The sequence below is a fragment of the Streptomyces sp. NPDC051310 genome, assembly GCF_044455245.1.
Taxonomy (GTDB): domain Bacteria; phylum Actinomycetota; class Actinomycetes; order Streptomycetales; family Streptomycetaceae; genus Streptomyces.
The window spans coordinates 1-17,441 of record NZ_JBITEO010000004.1 but is presented as its reverse complement, the minus strand read 5'-3'; the positions used below and the strand labels follow the sequence as shown (position 1 = coordinate 17,441).

At 70.1% G+C, this 17,441-nt stretch carries 12 protein-coding genes and 1 rRNA gene; 10 read left to right on the top strand and 3 right to left on the bottom strand.

Features of this window, described 5'->3' with window-relative positions; translation table 11 throughout:
* Positions 1 to 198: 198 nt before the first annotated feature.
* A complete protein-coding gene (gene eccCa / locus ACIA79_RS07140) occupies positions 199 to 4,170 on the bottom strand; it encodes a type VII secretion protein EccCa (protein WP_399427151.1) in 3,972 nt (1,323 codons plus the stop codon).
* A 495-nt stretch (positions 4,171 to 4,665) separates the two neighbouring features.
* Between eccCa and eccD the strand changes: the two genes are divergently transcribed.
* The 6 genes from eccD (at position 4,666) to ACIA79_RS07110 (ending at position 12,057) form a co-directional block, all read left to right on the top strand.
* Positions 4,666 to 6,168 (top strand): type VII secretion integral membrane protein EccD, encoded by a 1,503-nt coding sequence (eccD, locus tag ACIA79_RS07135; protein ID WP_399427150.1) that lies wholly within the window; start codon positions 4,666 to 4,668, stop codon positions 6,166 to 6,168.
* 191 nt (positions 6,169 to 6,359) lie between these two features.
* Positions 6,360 to 6,650 (top strand): 30S ribosomal protein S15, encoded by a 291-nt coding sequence (gene rpsO / locus ACIA79_RS07130; RefSeq protein ID WP_399427149.1) that lies wholly within the window; start codon positions 6,360 to 6,362, stop codon positions 6,648 to 6,650.
* 559 nt (positions 6,651 to 7,209) lie between these two features.
* Entirely contained in the window at positions 7,210 to 9,432 is a 2,223-nt protein-coding gene (locus ACIA79_RS07125; RefSeq protein ID WP_399427480.1) for a polyribonucleotide nucleotidyltransferase, read from the top strand.
* Positions 9,429 to 10,808 carry a M16 family metallopeptidase gene (locus ACIA79_RS07120; protein WP_399427148.1) on the top strand — a complete coding sequence of 460 codons (1,380 nt, stop codon included), beginning with the start codon at positions 9,429 to 9,431 and terminating at the stop codon, positions 10,806 to 10,808. The genes ACIA79_RS07125 and ACIA79_RS07120 overlap by 4 nt, the downstream gene beginning before the upstream one ends.
* 34 nt (positions 10,809 to 10,842) lie before the next feature.
* Positions 10,843 to 11,598 (top strand): 4-hydroxy-tetrahydrodipicolinate reductase, encoded by a 756-nt coding sequence (gene dapB, locus ACIA79_RS07115; RefSeq protein ID WP_399427147.1) that lies wholly within the window; start codon positions 10,843 to 10,845, stop codon positions 11,596 to 11,598.
* 3 nt (positions 11,599 to 11,601) lie between these two features.
* A complete protein-coding gene (locus tag ACIA79_RS07110; protein WP_399427146.1) occupies positions 11,602 to 12,057 on the top strand; it encodes a hypothetical protein in 456 nt (151 codons plus the stop codon).
* Here ACIA79_RS07110 and ACIA79_RS07105 read toward each other — a convergent pair.
* Positions 12,047 to 12,601: a hypothetical protein gene (locus tag ACIA79_RS07105; RefSeq protein WP_399427144.1), complete on the bottom strand. Its 555-nt coding sequence runs from the start codon at positions 12,599 to 12,601 to the stop codon at positions 12,047 to 12,049. The two genes, ACIA79_RS07110 and ACIA79_RS07105, sit on opposite strands and share 11 nt — an antisense overlap.
* Positions 12,602 to 12,696: 95 nt before the next feature.
* A complete protein-coding gene (locus tag ACIA79_RS07100) occupies positions 12,697 to 12,936 on the bottom strand; it encodes a hypothetical protein (RefSeq protein WP_399427143.1) in 240 nt (79 codons plus the stop codon).
* Positions 12,937 to 13,126: 190 nt separating this feature from the next.
* Between ACIA79_RS07100 and thyX the strand changes: the two genes are divergently transcribed.
* From thyX to ACIA79_RS07080, 4 genes are all read left to right on the top strand, one after another.
* The gene (thyX, locus tag ACIA79_RS07095; protein WP_399427142.1) at positions 13,127 to 13,867 is read left to right on the top strand and encodes an FAD-dependent thymidylate synthase; all 741 of its coding nucleotides are present in this window, start codon (positions 13,127 to 13,129) and stop codon (positions 13,865 to 13,867) included.
* Between the two features lie 186 nt (positions 13,868 to 14,053).
* On the top strand, positions 14,054 to 14,953 hold the full coding sequence (gene dapA / locus ACIA79_RS07090) for a 4-hydroxy-tetrahydrodipicolinate synthase (protein ID WP_399427141.1): 900 nt from the start codon (positions 14,054 to 14,056) through the stop codon (positions 14,951 to 14,953).
* Positions 14,954 to 15,081: 128 nt separating this feature from the next.
* Positions 15,082 to 16,767 (top strand): ribonuclease J, encoded by a 1,686-nt coding sequence (locus ACIA79_RS07085; RefSeq protein WP_399427140.1) that lies wholly within the window; start codon positions 15,082 to 15,084, stop codon positions 16,765 to 16,767.
* Positions 16,768 to 17,269: 502 nt separating this feature from the next.
* Positions 17,270 to 17,441: ribosomal RNA gene (locus ACIA79_RS07080) — 16S ribosomal RNA — on the top strand; the annotation flags it as partial.

The window sequence follows — 17,441 nt, the reverse complement described above, 5'->3', positions numbered from 1 at the left end:
CGCGAATTCATCGATCATGCGGCATGAGGCTGCCATGGGCTGCTCGTGGTCTCAAGATCCCGTACGTGGCCCGCAACGACCGGCAGAGCCGAAGCCTGGCCATGACCGCCGCCCCGACCTGCCACACGAAGCCCGCGATGCACACAGCACCGCGGCGCTCCCGGAGGAACGCCGCGGTGCTGTGCTGACTGCCCACCCCTAGAACTGCGACGGCATCAGACCCGTCTGCACCAGCGGGTTGCCGCGCTGGCGGGAGACGAAGATGCCGCGGCCCGGCGGCATCGGGCGCATCCTCACGCCGCCGAGGACATCGCCCTCCTGCGGGTCGCCCGACAGCAGCACGCCCTGCGCGCCGAGCTCCATCATGCGCTGCATGAACGGCTCGTACGTCGCCCGGCTCGCGCCCGCCGCGCTGCGGGCGATGATGAAGCGCACGCCCACGTCACGGGCGAACGGCAGCTGCTCGGTGAGCTTGCCCAGCGGATTGCCGCTCGACGTGGACACGAGGTCGTAGTCGTCGACGACGACGTACACGCACGGCCCCCGCCACCAGCTTCGGTCGCGCAGCTGCTGCGCGGTGACGTCCGGCGACGGCGTACGGCGCTGCATCAGGTCGGACAGCGCGTCCACGTGGTGGTCCATGTTGTTGGACATCGGGACGTACTCCGCCAGGTGCGACGCCGGTGTGACGTCCAGCAGCGCGCGCCGGTTGTCGATCACGAAGAACTTGGCGGAGTCCCCGTCGTACCGCTCGCACAGCTGCTTGATCAGCAGCCGCAGCAGGTTGGACTTGCCCGATTCGCTCTCGCCGAAGACCAGGAAGAACGGATCGCGGTCGAAGTTGACGAAAGCAGGCTCCAGGCTGTTCTCGTCGATGCCGAAGGCGATGCCGCGCTTCGGCTCCGCGTACCCGGCCGGGAGCTGCTCCACCGGGAGCTCCCGGGGCAGCAGCCGCACCGCCGGCGCACCCGGCGCCGTCCAGTGACGGCTGACCTCCTGCGCCATCGCCGCGGTGGCCTCCGCCAGGTCGCTGTCGGAGTTGATGCCGTCGATCCGCGGCACCGCCGCCATGAAGTGCAGGCTCTCCGGTGTCAGACCGCGTCCCGGAACGCCCTGCGGCACGTTGACGGCCGCCTTGCGGTCCAGCTCGGAGTCCATCGTGTCGCCGAGGCGCAGCTCCAGCCGGTTCATCAGGTGGTCCTTGAGGTTGGCCCGGACCTCCATGGAGCGCGACGCGGTCAGGATGACGTGGACGCCGTAACCGAGGCCGCGCGCCGCGATGTCGAGCACGGCGAACTCCAGGCCCTCGTACTCGGTCCGGAAGTTGCCCCAGCCGTCGATGACCAGGAACACGTCACCCCACGGCTGCTCCGTCACGGAGATGTCCCCGCGCTCGCGCAGCCTGCGGTACGTCGCGATCGAGTCGATGCCCGCGCTGCGGAAGTACTCCTCGCGCCGCTCCAGGACGGAGTACACCTCGGAGACCGTGCGCCGCACCTTCTCCGGGTCCAGCCGCGAGGCGACCCCTCCCACGTGCGGCAGGCCGGCGACCGACGCGAGACCGCCACCACCGAAGTCCAGACCGTAGAACTGCACCTCGTACGGGGTGTGCGTCAGCGCGAACGCCGAGATCAGCGTCCTCAGCAGGGTCGACTTGCCCGACTGCGGACCACCGACGATCTGCATGTGGCCGGCCGCGCCCGAGAAGTCCCGGTAGAGCGTGTCACGCCGCTGCTCGAACGGCTTGTCGACCACACCGAGCGGCACCACGAGCCGCCCCGCCCCCTGGTACCCGGGCTGCGTCAGCCCGCGGCCCTGCACCGCGGCGAGGCCGGGCAGCAGCTCGTCCAGCGGCGGCGGGTTGTCCAGCGGCGGCAGCCACACCTGGTGCGCCTCCGCCCCCCGTCCTTCGAGCCGCCGCACGATCACGTCCAGCACGGAGTCCGCCAGCGCGTCGTCCTCGGGCGTCCGCGCGTCCGGCACGACCGGCTGCGCGGGCCGCTCGACGTACCGCACCGGAACGGGCGCGGCCGTGAACCGCACCGGCCGCCGGTCCACCGGCAGCGGACCGCCGGGCACCACGGCGTGCTGGTTCGACCGGTACACACCGGAGACGTACGCGGCCTTGAACCGCACCATCTCGTCCGTGCCGTACTTCAGGTAGCCGGAGCCCGGCACATTGGGCAGGTGGTACGCGTCCGGCACGCCCAGCGCCGCCCGCGACTCCGCCGCGGAGAAGGTTCGCAGACCGACGCGGTACGACAGGTACGTCTCCAGGCCGCGCAGGCGGCCCTCCTCCAGGCGCTGCGAGGCGAGCAGCAGGTGCACGCCCAGCGAACGGCCGATCCGGCCGATCTGCACGAACATCTCGATGAAGTCCGGCTTGGCGGTGAGCAGTTCGCTGAACTCGTCGATGACCAGCACCAGCGAGGGGATGGGCTGGAGCGGGGCTCCCGCGGCACGCGCCTTCTCGTAGTCGTGGATGTTGGCGTAGTTGCCCGCGTCGCGCAGCATCTCCTGGCGGCGGTTGAGCTCACCGCGGATGGAGTCGCCCATGCGGTCGACCAGCGTCAGGTCGTCCGCGAGGTTGGTGATGACGGCCGCGACGTGCGGCATCTGCGACATCCCGGCGAACGTGGCGCCACCCTTGAAGTCCGCGAGGACGAAGTTGAGCGTCTCCGACGAGTGCGTGACGGCCAGACCCAGCACCAGCGTGCGCAGCAGCTCCGACTTGCCGGAACCGGTCGCGCCCACGCACAGGCCGTGCGGCCCCATGCCCTCCTGCGCCGCCTCCTTGAGGTCCAGCATCACGGGGACACCGTCCTCGCCCACGCCGATGGGCACCCGCAGCCGCTCCGACTGCGAACGCGGCCGCCACGTCCGGCTGACGTCGATGGACGCCGCGTCACCCAGGTTGAGCAGGTCGGTGAAGTCGAGGTTGGCCAGCAGCGGTTCGTCGTCGTCCGCACCGGAGGCGACCCGCAGCGGAGCGAGCTGACGGGCCAGCGCCTCGGCGGCCTCCAGGCTCAGCCCGTCCGGGACACCCTCGTACACCAGACCGTGGCCCGACTCCAGCCGCAGCGCGTCGGGGTGCACCACCACCGACAGACCACCCCCGCGCGGACCGGTCGGCTCACCCGGGACGACCTCGATGATCGTCACGCCCTGGAGGCCCTCCGCCGCCGCCAGCGCCGACATGGGCGGCACCGACTGGCCGTCCAGCACCACCACGATGTGCGGCTGGTCCAGCAGCGGGTGGCCGCCGCCCTGGAACCGCGGCCGGCCTTCGAGGCGCCGCGCGAGCATCTCGTCAAGGTGGCGCACGTCCGTGGTGATCAGGCGCCGCGTGCCCGCGCCGTCGGTCTCGCCCTGCGCCTGTACGTGCGGGAGCCACTTGGCCCACTCCCACTGGTGGGCCGCCTCCGGGCCGGCCGCGACGGCGATGACGAGATCCTCGGGGGAGTGCAGCGAAGCGAGCGAGCCGATCATCGCCCGCGCCGCCGACCGCACCGACTCGGTGTCACCGCTGACCGTCAAGGAGTAGAAGGCGCGCAGGGACACCGCCATGGGCAGACCGTCGAGGGTGCTGTGAGCCCTGAGGAACTGCTGCATCGCGCCGGCGGTGAGCGGCTCCAGCTCGTCGACGGGCGCCGTCTCGGGGGCGACGAGCGGACTCGCGAGCTGCTGGCTGCCCAGACCGATGCGCACCTGGCCGAAGTCGTCGTCGCCGATGCGCCGCTCCCACACCCGGCTGCCCTCGGCGACCAGCGCCCACAGCTGCTCGGGGGACGGGTGCAGGTAGTACTGCGCGTCGCGCTGGAGCCGTGCCGTCCTCAGCACCGTACGCCGGACCTGGGTGAGGTACTTGAGGTAGTCGCGCCGCATGTCCGCGAGCTGGCCCTGGGTGCCGCGCCGGTAGCGCACGAGCATCGCGATGGCCATGGCGACCGTCGACGCGATCATCACCATGCCCATGATCCGCATGATGGGGTTCGGCGTCATGAAGAAGAAGACGACCGAACCACCCATGCCGAGCGTCGGCAGGAGCTGCATCAGCACGCCCTCCTGCTGCCCTCTCGGCAGCTCGGGCGGGGGTTGCAGCTGCACCTGCTCGCCGGGCACTTCGGAGGGCAGGGCCCGTGGTGGGCGCTTGACGACGATTTGACTCACAGCTCACCAATTCCCTTGGCGGACGGAAACGTTCCTATCGGCGCCCCCGTGGCGACGGGTTCCGACCGCGGGGAAGGATCCTACTTGCGCAGGGGGTTACGGGTGGGCGGTAGGGTGGCGCGAAGTGCACGCGCACCTGTGAACCTCCGCAAAGAATCCGGTGATTCGGAACGGGTCGTCCGGAACGGGTCACCCGGTGCCGGAAGCAGTGCCGGAACCGGCCGCAACAGGACGGGGAACCGGCGCCGCAACCGCGCGCCAGACCCACCGGGCCCGATCCACCGGGCCGGATCACCGGCCCGGGCACACGGAGCGCCGCAGTGCCGGCACGCCGACTCGGACGCGCGCACAGCGGACGCGGAGGCGAGCAGCGGAGGCGGACGTGCGTACAGCGGACGCGGAGGCGAGCAGCGGACGCGGCACGCACGCGCCGGACGCGGAACGCACACACAGAACCAGCCGCATGAGAACCACGAGGGGAAGCAGCAGGTGAGTATGACGGCCCCAGCCGCGGCCACCGGAACCGGCCACCCGGCTCCCGTGACTCCGTCCGGCGGCGGAACCGGTTTCTGCCGCGTCACGGTCGTCGCACCGGACGGCCGCGTCGACGTGGCACTGCCCGAGGACATCCCCGTCGCCGACCTCTACCCGGAGGTGCTCCGGCTGTCCGGGCAGAGCCCGGCACCCGGCGCCCCGGTCGGCTACCACCTCGTGCGGCGCGACGGCACCGTGCTCGACGGCGCGCGCTCGCTGGCCGCGCAGCGCATTCTCGACGGTGAACTGCTGTCGCTGCGGCCCTTCGCCGAGTCGCTGCCGCCGGCCGTCTTCGACGACGTGTCCGACGCCGTGGCCTCCGCCGTCGCCCGCGACCGCACGCTGTGGAGCGACAGCCTGATGCGGGGCGCCGGCCTCTTCGGGGGCTCCGTCCTGCTCGTGCTGCTCGCGTTCGTGCTGTGGTCGTCCGCCCCCCGGCACGACATGCACGGCCTGCCCGGCATCCTGGCCGCCGTGGCCGGCGTCCTGCTGCTGGCCCTCGCGTGCGTCCGCGCCCGCGTCTACGACGACCGCGGCTCGGCCGTCGCCCTCGGCATCGGCGCCATGGCCAACGCCGGCGTCGCCGGCGCCGGTCTGCTGCCGCTCGCGGACGGGCAGGGCATCGGCCGGCTGCAGTTCCTGCTCGCCTGCGCCGCCGTCCTGGTCTTCTCCGTCATCCTGACGATCGTCGCCCCCGGCGGCGACGGCCCCTTCGTGGCGTTCGTCCTCGCCTCCGCCGTCGGCCTGCTGGTGACCTTCGTCGCCGTCCTCACCCGGCTGGAGCCGGTCGAGTCCGCCGGCGTGAGCGCGACGCTCGCCGTGGGCGCCCTCGCCTTCCTGCCCGGCCTCTCCACCCGCTTCGCCCGCCTGCCCATCGGCTTCGAGCCGCCCCGTACGGCCATCGGCGGGTACGACACCGACCCCGAGCCGCAGGGCCCGGTCGACGCCGAGCGCATCGCCGCCCAGGCCCGGCGCGGCCACGAACTGCTGGTCGGCCTCGTCGGCGGCTGCGCGCTCCTGGCCGTGGGCGCGTCGGCGGTCCTCGGCTTCTCCGACGACGTGTGGGCCCAGCTCCTGGCGCTGGGCACCGGTGTGGCGATGATGATGCGCGCCCATCTGTTCCGTTACACCGCACAGGTCGGCTGCGCGCTGGCCGCGGGGCTGGGGTCGCTGGTCCTGCTCGGCCTCGGGCTGTGCCTCAACCCTCCGGCGGAGCTGCTGCAGGACGCCCTGCGCGGGGACGGCACGGCGCTCGGCATCCGTACGATCTGGCTCGCCGCCGCCGTCGCGGCGGTCGCCGCGGTGATCGTCTCGATCGGGCTGATCGTGCCGCGCAAGGGCGTGACGCCGTTCTGGGGACGCTTCCTGGAGATCGCCGAGACCTTCGTGCTGCTGACGCTGATCCCGCTGTGCCTTGCGGTATTCGACGTCTACCACTCGATCCGCTCGATGACGAGCAAGTGAGACCGGCCCCGGCAGGCAAGTGCGAGGGACCCTTCCGGGGCTGGTACGCTGTGTGACGGCCGTTTGTGTACGCGCCCCCGGAGCATCTGGGAGCAGCGCCCATCGTGCCTTCGCCTCCGAGTCACGGAAGCTCCCCTGAGACCAAGACCAGGGGCACTCGCAGGCGCATCGAACACCAAGAGGAGTACCGAGTGTCTCTCGACGCCGCTACGAAGAAGCAGATCATGTCCGAGTTCGGCACCAAGGAGGGCGACACCGGCTCCCCCGAGGTGCAGGTCGCGCTGCTCTCCCGCCGCATCTCGGACCTGACCGAGCACCTCAAGACGCACAAGCACGACCACCACTCCCGTCGTGGTCTGCTGATCCTGGTCGGCCAGCGTCGCCGCCTGCTGCAGTACCTGGCCAAGAAGGACATCCAGCGCTTCCGTGCGCTGGTCGACCGCCTCGGCATCCGCCGTGGTGCGGCCGGCGGTGCGAAGTAAGACGCCGTGAAGGGAGCGGTTCCCACGCTGAGGGAGCCGCTCCCTTTGCTGTACGCGCTGCGCGTGACGCGTGTGGCGCGTGACCCGCGTGACCCCGGTGACGCACGCGCGGTCCCCGTACCGGGTGTATACGCCCGGTACCCGGGGTACGGGATGTGCCGCCGGTACACGGGGTACTCGTAGGACGAGAGCGTGCGGGACGCACGCGCCGTACGCCCGTACACCACGTACCGGCCGTACGAGACGCACTGCGGGACGTGCGTACGGCACCGCCGTACCGGCCCGCAGCCCGTACGCAGGGTGATCGGAATGCCAACCTGAGCCCGAGCTCAGTAATCTGGTCGCACAACGCAATAACGAAAACGCCATAAAAGCCGCAAGGCTGGCAGGGAGGGGCGCCCTCGCCGTCGCCGGTCCTCGGTAGTGGCCCCCGGGGCACATGACCCCGGGTGCTTCGATCGAAGACCGGCCCGCACCCAAGGCGCGCTTCTCCGCCACGTCCCCCGCCACACGGGCGTCCAGGGGACGCAAAGACGACAAGTAAATGGAGAAACCGCTAGTGGAGAACGAGACCCACTACGCCGAGGCCGTCATCGACAACGGCTCCTTCGGCACCCGCACCATCCGCTTCGAGACGGGCCGCCTGGCCAAGCAGGCCGCCGGCTCCGCCGTGGCGTACCTGGACGACGACACCATGGTGCTGTCGGCCACCACCGCCTCCAAGAACCCGAAGGACCAGCTGGACTTCTTCCCGCTGACCGTCGACGTCGAGGAGCGGATGTACGCGGCCGGGAAGATCCCCGGCTCCTTCTTCCGCCGTGAGGGACGGCCCTCCGAGGACGCCATCCTCACCTGCCGCCTGATCGACCGGCCGCTGCGCCCCTCCTTCAAGAAGGGGCTCCGCAACGAGATCCAGATCGTCGAGACGATCATGGCGCTCAACCCCGACCACCTCTACGACGTGGTCGCCATCAACGCCGCCTCCTGCTCCACGCAGCTGGCCGGCCTGCCCTTCTCCGGCCCGATCGGCGGCACCCGCGTCGCCCTGATCCGGGGCCAGTGGGTCGCCTTCCCGACGCACACCGAGCTCGAGGACGCCGTCTTCGACATGGTGGTCGCGGGCCGCGTCCTGGAGGACGGCGACGTCGCGATCATGATGGTCGAGGCCGAGGCCACCGAGAAGACCATCGAGCTCGTCAAGGGCGGCGCCCAGGCGCCGACCGAGGAGATCGTCGCCGCCGGTCTCGAGGCCGCCAAGCCGTTCATCAAGGTCCTGTGCAAGGCGCAGTCGGACCTCGCCGCGAAGGCCGCCAAGCCGGTCGGCGAGTTCCCGATCTTCCTGGACTACCAGGACGACGTCCTGGAGGCCCTCTCCGCCGCCGTCAAGACGGAGCTCGCCCAGGCGCTCACGATCGGCGGCAAGCAGGAGCGCGAGGCAGAGCTCGACCGCCTCAAGGCCGTCGCCGCCGAGAAGCTGCTCCCGCAGTTCGAGGGCCGCGAGAAGGAGATCTCCGCGGCGTACCGCTCGCTGACGAAGTCCCTGGTCCGCGAGCGCGTCATCAAGGACAAGGTCCGCATCGACGGCCGTGGCCTGACGGACATCCGCACGCTGGCCGCCGAGGTCGAGGCGATCCCGCGCGTGCACGGCTCGGCGCTGTTCGAGCGTGGCGAGACCCAGATCCTGGGCGTCACCACCCTCAACATGCTCCGCATGGAGCAGCAGCTGGACACCCTCTCCCCGGTGACCCGCAAGCGCTACATGCACAACTACAACTTCCCGCCGTACTCCACCGGTGAGACCGGCCGCGTCGGCTCCCCGAAGCGCCGCGAGATCGGCCACGGCGCCCTCGCCGAGCGCGCGCTGATGCCGGTGCTGCCGACGCGCGAGGAGTTCCCCTACGCGATCCGCCAGGTGTCCGAGGCTCTCGGCTCCAACGGTTCGACGTCCATGGGCTCGGTCTGCGCCTCCACCATGTCGCTGCTGAACGCCGGTGTGCCGCTGAAGGCCCCCGTCGCCGGTATCGCCATGGGCCTGATCTCCCAGGAGATCGACGGCGAGACGCACTACGTCACCCTCACCGACATCCTCGGTGCGGAGGACGCCTTCGGCGACATGGACTTCAAGGTCGCCGGCACCAAGGAGTTCGTCACCGCCCTCCAGCTCGACACCAAGCTGGACGGCATCCCGGCCTCCGTCCTGGCCGCGGCCCTCAAGCAGGCCCGCGACGCCCGCCTCCACATCCTCGACGTGATGATGGAAGCGATCGACCGCCCGGACGAGATGTCCCCCAACGCCCCGCGGATCATCACCGTCAAGATCCCCGTGGACAAGATCGGCGAGGTCATCGGCCCCAAGGGCAAGATGATCAACCAGATCCAGGAGGACACCGGCGCCGAGATCACGATCGAGGACGACGGCACCATCTACATCGGTGCCCAGGTCGGCTCGCAGGCCGAGGCCGCCCGCGCCACGATCAACGGCATCGCCAACCCGACCATGCCGGAGGTCGGCGAGCGCTACCTGGGCACGGTCGTCAAGACCACCACCTTCGGCGCGTTCGTCTCCCTGCTCCCGGGCAAGGACGGCCTGCTGCACATCTCGCAGATCCGCAAGCTCGCCGGCGGCAAGCGCGTGGAGAACGTCGAGGACGTGCTCGCGGTCGGCTCCAAGGTCCAGGTGGAGATCGCCGAGATCGACCAGCGCGGCAAGCTCTCCCTGATCCCCGTGGTCGCGGACGAGGACGCTGCCTCCGACGACGCGAAGGACGACACCGACCAGTGACGTCCCGTAGCTCACAGGCGACGGCCCGCACCTCCTCGGAGGCGCGGGCCGTCGCCCGTACCCAAACGCTTCTCCAGGGCAAGGACGGCATCGGCACGGTCCGCCGCACCACCCTCCCCGGCGGCCTGCGCATCGTCACCGAGACCCTGCCGTCCGTACGCTCCGCCACCTTCGGCATCTGGGCGCACGTCGGCTCCCGCGACGAGACGCCCGCCCTCAACGGCGCCACCCACTACCTGGAGCACCTCCTCTTCAAGGGCACGCGCAAGCGCAGCGCCCTCGACATCTCCTCCGCCATCGACGCGGTAGGCGGCGAGATGAACGCCTTCACGGCGAAGGAGTACACCTGCTACTACGCGCGGGTGCTGGACACCGACCTGCCGCTCGCCATCGACGTGGTGTGCGACATGCTCACCGGCTCGCTGATCCGCCAGGAGGACGTCGACGCCGAGCGCGGCGTCATCCTCGAAGAGATCGCGATGACCGAGGACGACCCGGGCGACGTCGTCCACGACCTCTTCGCCCGGACGATGTTCGGCGAGACACCGCTGGGCCGCCCCGTCCTCGGCACCGTCGACACCATCGAGGCGCTCACCGCGGACCGCATCCGCCGCTTCTACAAGAAGCACTACGACCCGACCCACCTGGTCGTCGCCGCCGCGGGCAACATCGACCACGCCACGGTCGTGCGCCACGTCCGCAAGACCTTCGAGAAGGCCGGCGCCCTCACCCGCACCGACGCCGTCCCGGTCGCCCCGCGCGGCGGCTCGCGCGCCCTGCGCACGGCCGGCCGCGTCGAGGTGCTCAACCGGCGCACCGAGCAGGCGCACGTCGTCCTCGGCGTACCGGGCCTCGCCCGCACCGACGACCGCCGCTGGGCGCTGGGCGTCCTGAACACCGCCCTCGGCGGCGGCATGTCCTCCCGCCTCTTCCAGGAGGTGCGGGAGAAGCGCGGTCTGGCCTACAGCGTCTACTCGTACACCTCCGGCTTCGCGGACTGCGGCCTGTTCGGCGTGTACGCGGGCTGCCGCCCCAGCCAGGTCCACGACGTGCTGAGGATCTGCCGGGACGAGCTCGACCGCGTCGCGCGCGAAGGCCTGTCCGACGACGAGATCCGGCGGGCCATCGGCCAGCTCTCCGGCTCCACCGTCCTCGGCCTGGAGGACACCGGTGCCCTGATGAACCGCATCGGCAAGAGCGAACTGTGCTGGGGCGACCAGATGTCGGTCGACGACATGCTCGCCCACATGGCGGCGGTCACCCCCGACGACGTACGAGACGTGGCCGCCGAGCTGCTCGGACAGCGCCCGTCGCTGTCCGTGATCGGCCCCCTCAAGGACAAGCAGGCCGACCGCCTCCACGAAGCGGTCGCCTGACGACACTCATGACGGAACCGAAGGAAGTACGAGCATGAGCAGCAAGCTGCGGGTCGCGGTCATCGGGGCCAGGGGACGCATCGGCTCGGAGGCCGTCCGCGCGGTCGAGGCCGCCGGCGACATGGAACTGGTCGCCGCCCTCGGCCGGGGCGACAAGCTGGAGACCCTGGTCGAGGCCGGTGCGCAGGTGGCCGTGGAACTCACCACCCCGGCCTCCGTCATGGGCAACCTCGACTTCTGCGTGCGCCACGGCATCCACGCGGTCGTCGGCACCACCGGCTGGACCGAGGAGCGCCTCGGCCGGCTGTCCGGCTGGCTGGACGGATCCCCCGGCACCGGTGTCCTGATCGCCCCGAACTTCTCCATCGGCGCGGTCCTCACCATGAAGTTCGCGCAGATCGCGGCGCCGTACTTCGAGTCGGTCGAGGTGGTCGAGCTGCACCACCCCAACAAGGTGGACGCCCCGTCCGGCACCGCCACCCGCACCGCCCAGCTGATCGCCGCCGCCCGCCGCGAGGCCGGCAGCGCCCCCCAGCCGGACGCGACCACGACCGCCCTGGACGGCGCCCGCGGCGCGGACGTCGACGGCGTCCCGGTCCACGCCGTACGCCTGCGGGGCCTGCTGGCCCACCAGGAGGTGCTGCTCGGCGGCGAGGGCGAGACGCTGACCATCCGGCACGACTCGCTGCACCACAGCAGCTTCATGCCCGGCATCCTGCTCGGCGCCCGCCGGGTGGTGACCACTCCCGGCCTCACCTTCGGCCTGGAAAACTTCCTCGACCTGAACTGAGTCATGCGCGCCAAGATCACCTACTTCGTCACGGCAGCCGTCCTGGTCGTCTACTTCGTCCTGGTCGGCAGCCGTGGCGTGATGCTGATCCAGCAGGGCACCGCGCTGACCGTCGCCTTCGGCGGCGCGGTGCTCGTCCTGCCGGTCATCGGTGTCTGGTTCCTCTGGAAGAACACGCAGTTCGTCACCAAGGCCAACCGGCTCGCCGCCGCACTGGAGGCCGAAGGCGGCCTGCCCGTCGACGAGTTGAAGCGCACGCCCGGCGGCCGCATCGACCGCGACTCGGCCGACGCCGTCTTCGCCGCCCGCCGCGCGGAGACCGAGGACGCCCCCGACGACTGGCGCTGCTGGTTCCGTCTCGCGGTCGCCTACCACGACGCCCGTGACACCCCGCGCGCCCGCAAGGCGATGCAGCACGCCATCGCCCTCCACGAGGGCCGGCGGCCGGTCAGGAACTGACCGCGTACTCCGCGCTCCACGCCTCGACCGCGTCCGCCGCCCGGTCGAACGCCTCGACCCGCGCCAGGAAGTCCGCGTTGTGATCGGTGAGCAGCGTCAGCGGCTCACCCTCCCCCTGCCGTACGAGGACGAGGGCCTGCCCCTGCACGGTGCGCGGCAGCCCGAGCCAGCGCACGGGCTGCTGCACGGTCCGTACGGCGGTCGCCCGCGCCCACGGCACGGTCGCCGTCCGGAAGAACCCGACGCGCCGCACCCCTTCCCGGCTCACCCAGGTGCCCATGCGCAGCAGCCGCAGCGCTGCGCCGATCACCAGCGCGGCCACCGCCAGACAGCTCACCGCGCCGGGCAGCGCCCCGGCGAAGGCGATGATCATCGCGGCCAGCAGCACGAACGACGCCAGGAGGAGGGCCAGCGCCGCGGCGCCCACCCGGTAGGGCCCCGGCCGGTACGGACGACGCCACTGGTCGAGGTCCTCGTAAGGGAGCGCGACGTCGTCCTCGCTGGTGTCGAAAGCACTGTCGGCCGTCAGGAAGGGCAGGGGCACGACTGATCCTCACTCATACGCACGCTCGATGGGGCTGTGCCCGGTGAGGCTACCCAGCACCTTCCGGACGGGCCACCTCAGGGTGGCCGAAAGGGCTACCGGCTTCGGGACGCCTCGGACTGCTGCGCATGACCGGTCGCCGGGCCGCTCTCCAGCGCCGGGATCCCGAAGAGCAGCGATCCCGCCAGGCCGGCCACGACGGTCAGTCCGATCAGCGTACGACCGGCGACCTCGGACAGACTGGGACGCTCGCGGGGCGGAGGAGTGACGTTACTCCGGAAGCGGTCGGCTTCGGCGACGAAAGCGAACGGGACTGCCTCACGCCGGCGGAACATGATGTGAGAACCCTCCTTGTGACTCGTGACGGACGCTGCTACTGGGACAGACGCATGAAGCACCACTTTGGTGCCCGGTTTCCACGGATCGGCCGAACAATGTCCCCGCGGTCCGTCCGGTCGGGGGCTGTCGGTGCCGGGCCGTAGAGTGGGCGCCGCCCGAGCGACGCAATTGGAAGGACCCCCGCCGGTGACCGACACCCCCGCCGCAGACCTCAAGCCCAGCTTCCGCAGCGATGTGACCGTCGAGCTGGTCAAGCACAGCGCCGCCGACTCCGACGTGCTGTGGGCGGCCCGTGTCTCCACGGCCGGCGAGCAGTCCCTCGACGAGCTGCAGAAGGACCCGGAGCGCTCCAAGGGCCTGATCAACTACCTGATGCGGGACCGCCACGGCAGCCCCTTCGAGCACAACTCGATGACGTTCTTCATCAGCGCCCCGATCTTCGTCTTCCGCGAGTTCATGCGGCACCGCGTGGGCTGGTCGTACAACGAGGAGTCCGGCCGCTACCGCGAGCTGGAGCCCGTCTTCTACGTCCCCGGCGGCTCCCGCAAGCTGGTCCAGCAGGGCCGCCCGGGCAAGTACGTCTTCGTCGAGGGCACCGAGGCCCAGGCGGAGCTCGTCGAGCGCACCATGGAGACCTCGTACGTCCAGGCGTACGAGGCGTACCAGGAGATGCTGGCCGCCGGTGTCGCCCGCGAGGTCGCCCGCTCGGTGCTCCCCGTGGGCCTCTTCTCCTCCATGTACGCCACCTGCAACGCCCGCTCGCTGATGCACTTCCTCGGCCTGCGCACGCAGCACGAGCTGGCGAAGGTCCCGTCCTTCCCCCAGCGGGAGATCGAGATGGTCGGCGAGAAGATGGAGGAGCACTGGGCGCGCCTGATGCCGCTCACGTACGCCGCCTTCAACGCCAACGGCCGCGTCGCCCCATAAGCCCCACACGGCACAGATGTACGGTTCAGCCGCCCGAAGTGTCCGTATTGCGGCGTTCCGAGAAGTTCATCTAGGCTGATCAAACGGACCCGGCACTGCTTGAACCCCCGAGCAGGCAGTGCCGGGCTCCACTCCCGCGTCCCCCGAGGGGACCCCGCGCGCTGAGCAGCGAGTAGCGTGTTACCCATGGCTCCGATCTCGACTCCGCAGACCCCCTTCGGGCGGGTCCTCACCGCTATGGTCACGCCCTTCACGGCGGACGGCGCACTCGATCTCGACGGCGCTCAGCGGCTCGCCACCCACCTGGTGGATGCAGGCAACGACGGCCTGATCATCAGCGGCACCACCGGCGAGTCCCCGACCACCAGCGACGCGGAGAAAGACCAGCTCGTACGAGCGGTCGTCGAGGCGGTCGGCGACCGGGCCCACGTCGTCGCCGGCATCGGCACCAACGACACGCACCACTCCCTGGAGCTCGCCCGCGCCGCCGAGCGCGCCGGAGCGCACGGCCTGCTCGCCGTCACGCCGTACTACAACAAGCCCCCGCAAGAGGGCCTGCTCCGCCACTTCACCGCCATCGCGGACGCCACCGGGCTCCCCGTGATGCTGTACGACATCCCCGGCCGCAGCGGCGTTCCGATCGACACCGAGACGATCGTCCGCCTCGCCGACCACCCCCGGATCGTCGCCAACAAGGACGCCAAGGGGGACCTGGGCCGCGCCAGCTGGGCCATCGCGCGCAGCGGCCTGGCCTGGTACTCCGGCGACGACATGCTCAACCTCCCGCTGCTTTCCGTCGGCGCCTGCGGCTTCGTCTCCGTCGTCAGCCACGTCGTCACCCCGGAGCTGCGCGCCCTCCTCGACGCCCACCTCACCGGTGACGTCCAGAAGGCCACCGAGATCCACCAGCAGCTGCTCCCGGTCTTCACCGGCATGTTCCGTACGCAGGGCGTCATCACCACCAAGGCGGCCCTCGCCCTCCTGGGCCTCCCGGCGGGCCCCCTGCGCCTGCCGCTCGTGGAGCTCTCGCCGGAGGAAACGGCACAGCTCAAGATCGACCTTGCCGCGGGCGGGGTAGAGCTGTAACCACAGACTTCATAACTGAATAAGCGATCAACTGAATACGAGATCATCCCAAGACAACAGCAAGTGCACGAATGTCACGCGCGCCACGTGCCCAAGCGGTACGTGGCGCGTGTGGTGAGGAGAGTCTTTTGAGTCATCCGCATCCTGAACTGGGCGCGCCCCCGAAGCTGCCCAAGGGCGGCCTGCGCGTCACCCCGCTCGGCGGTCTCGGCGAGATCGGCCGGAACATGACCGTCTTCGAATACGACGGCCGGCTGCTGATCGTCGACTGCGGTGTCCTGTTCCCCGAGGAGGAGCAGCCCGGCATCGACCTGATCCTGCCCGACTTCACCACCGTCCGGGACCGCCTCGACGACATCGAGGGCATCGTCCTCACCCATGGTCACGAGGACCACATCGGTGGCGTCCCCTTCCTGCTCCGGCTGAAGCCGGACATCCCGCTGATCGGCTCCAAGCTGACCCTCGCCCTGATCGAGGCCAAGCTCCAGGAGCACCGCATCCGCCCCTACACCCTCGAGGTCGCCGAGGGGCAGCGGGAGCGGCTCGGTCCGTTCGACTGCGAGTTCATCGCGGTGAACCACTCCATCCCGGACGCCCTGGCCGTGGCCATCCGCACCCCCGCGGGAATGGTCGTGCACACCGGCGACTTCAAGATGGACCAGCTGCCGCTGGACAACCGCCTCACCGACCTGCACGCGTTCGCCCGCCTCAGCGAGGAGGGCATCGACCTCCTGCTGTCGGACTCCACGAACGCCGAGGTCCCCGGCTTCACCGCGCACGAGCGCGACATCTCCAACGTCATGCGGACGGTCTTCGCGGGCGCGCAGAAGCGGATCATCGTGGCGAGCTTCGCCAGCCACGTCCACCGCATCCAGCAGATCCTCGACGCGGCGCACGAGTTCGGCCGCCGGGTGGCCTTCGTCGGCCGGTCGATGGTCCGCAACATGGGCATCGCCCGCGACCTGGGCTACCTGCGCGTCCCGCCGGGCCTGGTCGTCGACGTCAAGACGCTCGACGACCTGCCCGACCACGAGATCGTGCTCGTCTGCACGGGCTCCCAGGGCGAACCGATGGCGGCCCTGTCCCGCATGGCCAACCGGGACCACCAGATCCGCATCGTCCAGGGCGACACGGTGATCCTGGCGTCGTCCCTCATCCCGGGCAACGAGAACGCGGTCTACCGCGTGATCAACGGCCTCACCCGCTGGGGCGCCAACGTCGTCCACAAGGGCAACGCCAAGGTCCACGTCTCGGGCCACGCGTCGGCGGGCGAGCTGCTGTACTTCTACAACATCTGCAAGCCGCGCAACCTCATGCCGGTCCACGGCGAATGGCGCCACCTGCGCGCCAACGCCGAGCTCGGCGCGCTGACGGGTGTCCCCAAGGACCACATCGTCATCGCCGAGGACGGCGTCGTGGTCGACCTGGTCGACGGCCGTGCCCGCATCGTCGGCAAGGTCCAGGCCGGGTACGTGTACGTCGACGGCCTCTCGGTCGGCGACGTCACCGAGACCTCGCTGAAGGACCGCCGCATCCTGGGCGAGGAGGGCATCATCTCGGTGTTCGTCGTGGTCGACTCCACGACCGGCAAGATCACCGGCGGCCCGCACATCCACGCCCGCGGTTCCGGTATCGAGGACAACGCGTTCGACGCGGTCATCCCGAGGATCCAGGACGCCCTGTCCCGCTCGGCCGCCGACGGCGTCGCGGAACCCCACCAGCTCCAGCAGCTGATCCGCCGCGCGATCGGCAAGTGGGTCTCCGACACCTACCGCCGCCGGCCGATGATCCTCCCTGTGGTGGTGGAGGTCTGACGCTCCGTCGGACCGTCCTCCGGAGCGGGGAGCCCCGATTTGCATCGGGGCTCCCCGCTCCAGTACGTTTACGGCTCCGCCCGACGGGGACCCGGCGCAGCAGTGCGCCGATGAGGGTCCCCGGAGGACCGGGAAAACCGACTCAGAATCTCTGATAAAGTCGGTCCGGTCGAAAGGCAGCCGAAAGGCAAAGGCCCTCCAACGGCCGCCGGAAACAGAATCCGAACCGGAAACGGAACGGAAAACGGATCTGGTAAGGTTGGAAACAACGAAGGGAAGCGCCCGGAGGAAAGCCCGAGAGGGTGAGTACAAAGGAAGCGTCCGTTCCTTGAGAACTCAACAGCGTGCCAAAAATCAACGCCAGATTAGTTGATACCCCGTCTCCATCACGGAGATGAGGTTCCTTTGAAGAAACACAGCGAGGACGCTGTGAACCGAGGGGATCATTCCTCCCCTCCGGTTCCGCTCAACGCGAGTGTTGACACCGGATTACCGGTAAACATTCACGGAGAGTTTGATCCTGGCTCAGGACGAACGCTGGCGGCGTGCTTAACACATGCAAGTCGAACGATGAACCCGCTTCGGTGGGGGATTAGTGGCGAACGGGTGAGTAACACGTGGGCAATCTGCCCTTCACTCTGGGACAAGCCCTGGAAACGGGGTCTAATACCGGA

What these genes read in the sequence shown, in the direction of transcription:
- ACIA79_RS07100 (WP_399427143.1), bottom strand. Translation starts at nt 12,936, where the DNA reads ATGTTCCGCCGGCGTGAGGCAGTCCCGTTCGCTTTCGTCGCCGAAGCC.
- eccD (WP_399427150.1), top strand. Translation starts at nt 4,666, where the DNA reads ATGACGGCCCCAGCCGCGGCCACCGGAACCGGCCACCCGGCTCCCGTG.
- ACIA79_RS07110 (WP_399427146.1), top strand. Translation starts at nt 11,602, where the DNA reads ATGCGCGCCAAGATCACCTACTTCGTCACGGCAGCCGTCCTGGTCGTC.
- dapB (WP_399427147.1), top strand. Translation starts at nt 10,843, where the DNA reads ATGAGCAGCAAGCTGCGGGTCGCGGTCATCGGGGCCAGGGGACGCATC.
- dapA (WP_399427141.1), top strand. Translation starts at nt 14,054, where the DNA reads ATGGCTCCGATCTCGACTCCGCAGACCCCCTTCGGGCGGGTCCTCACC.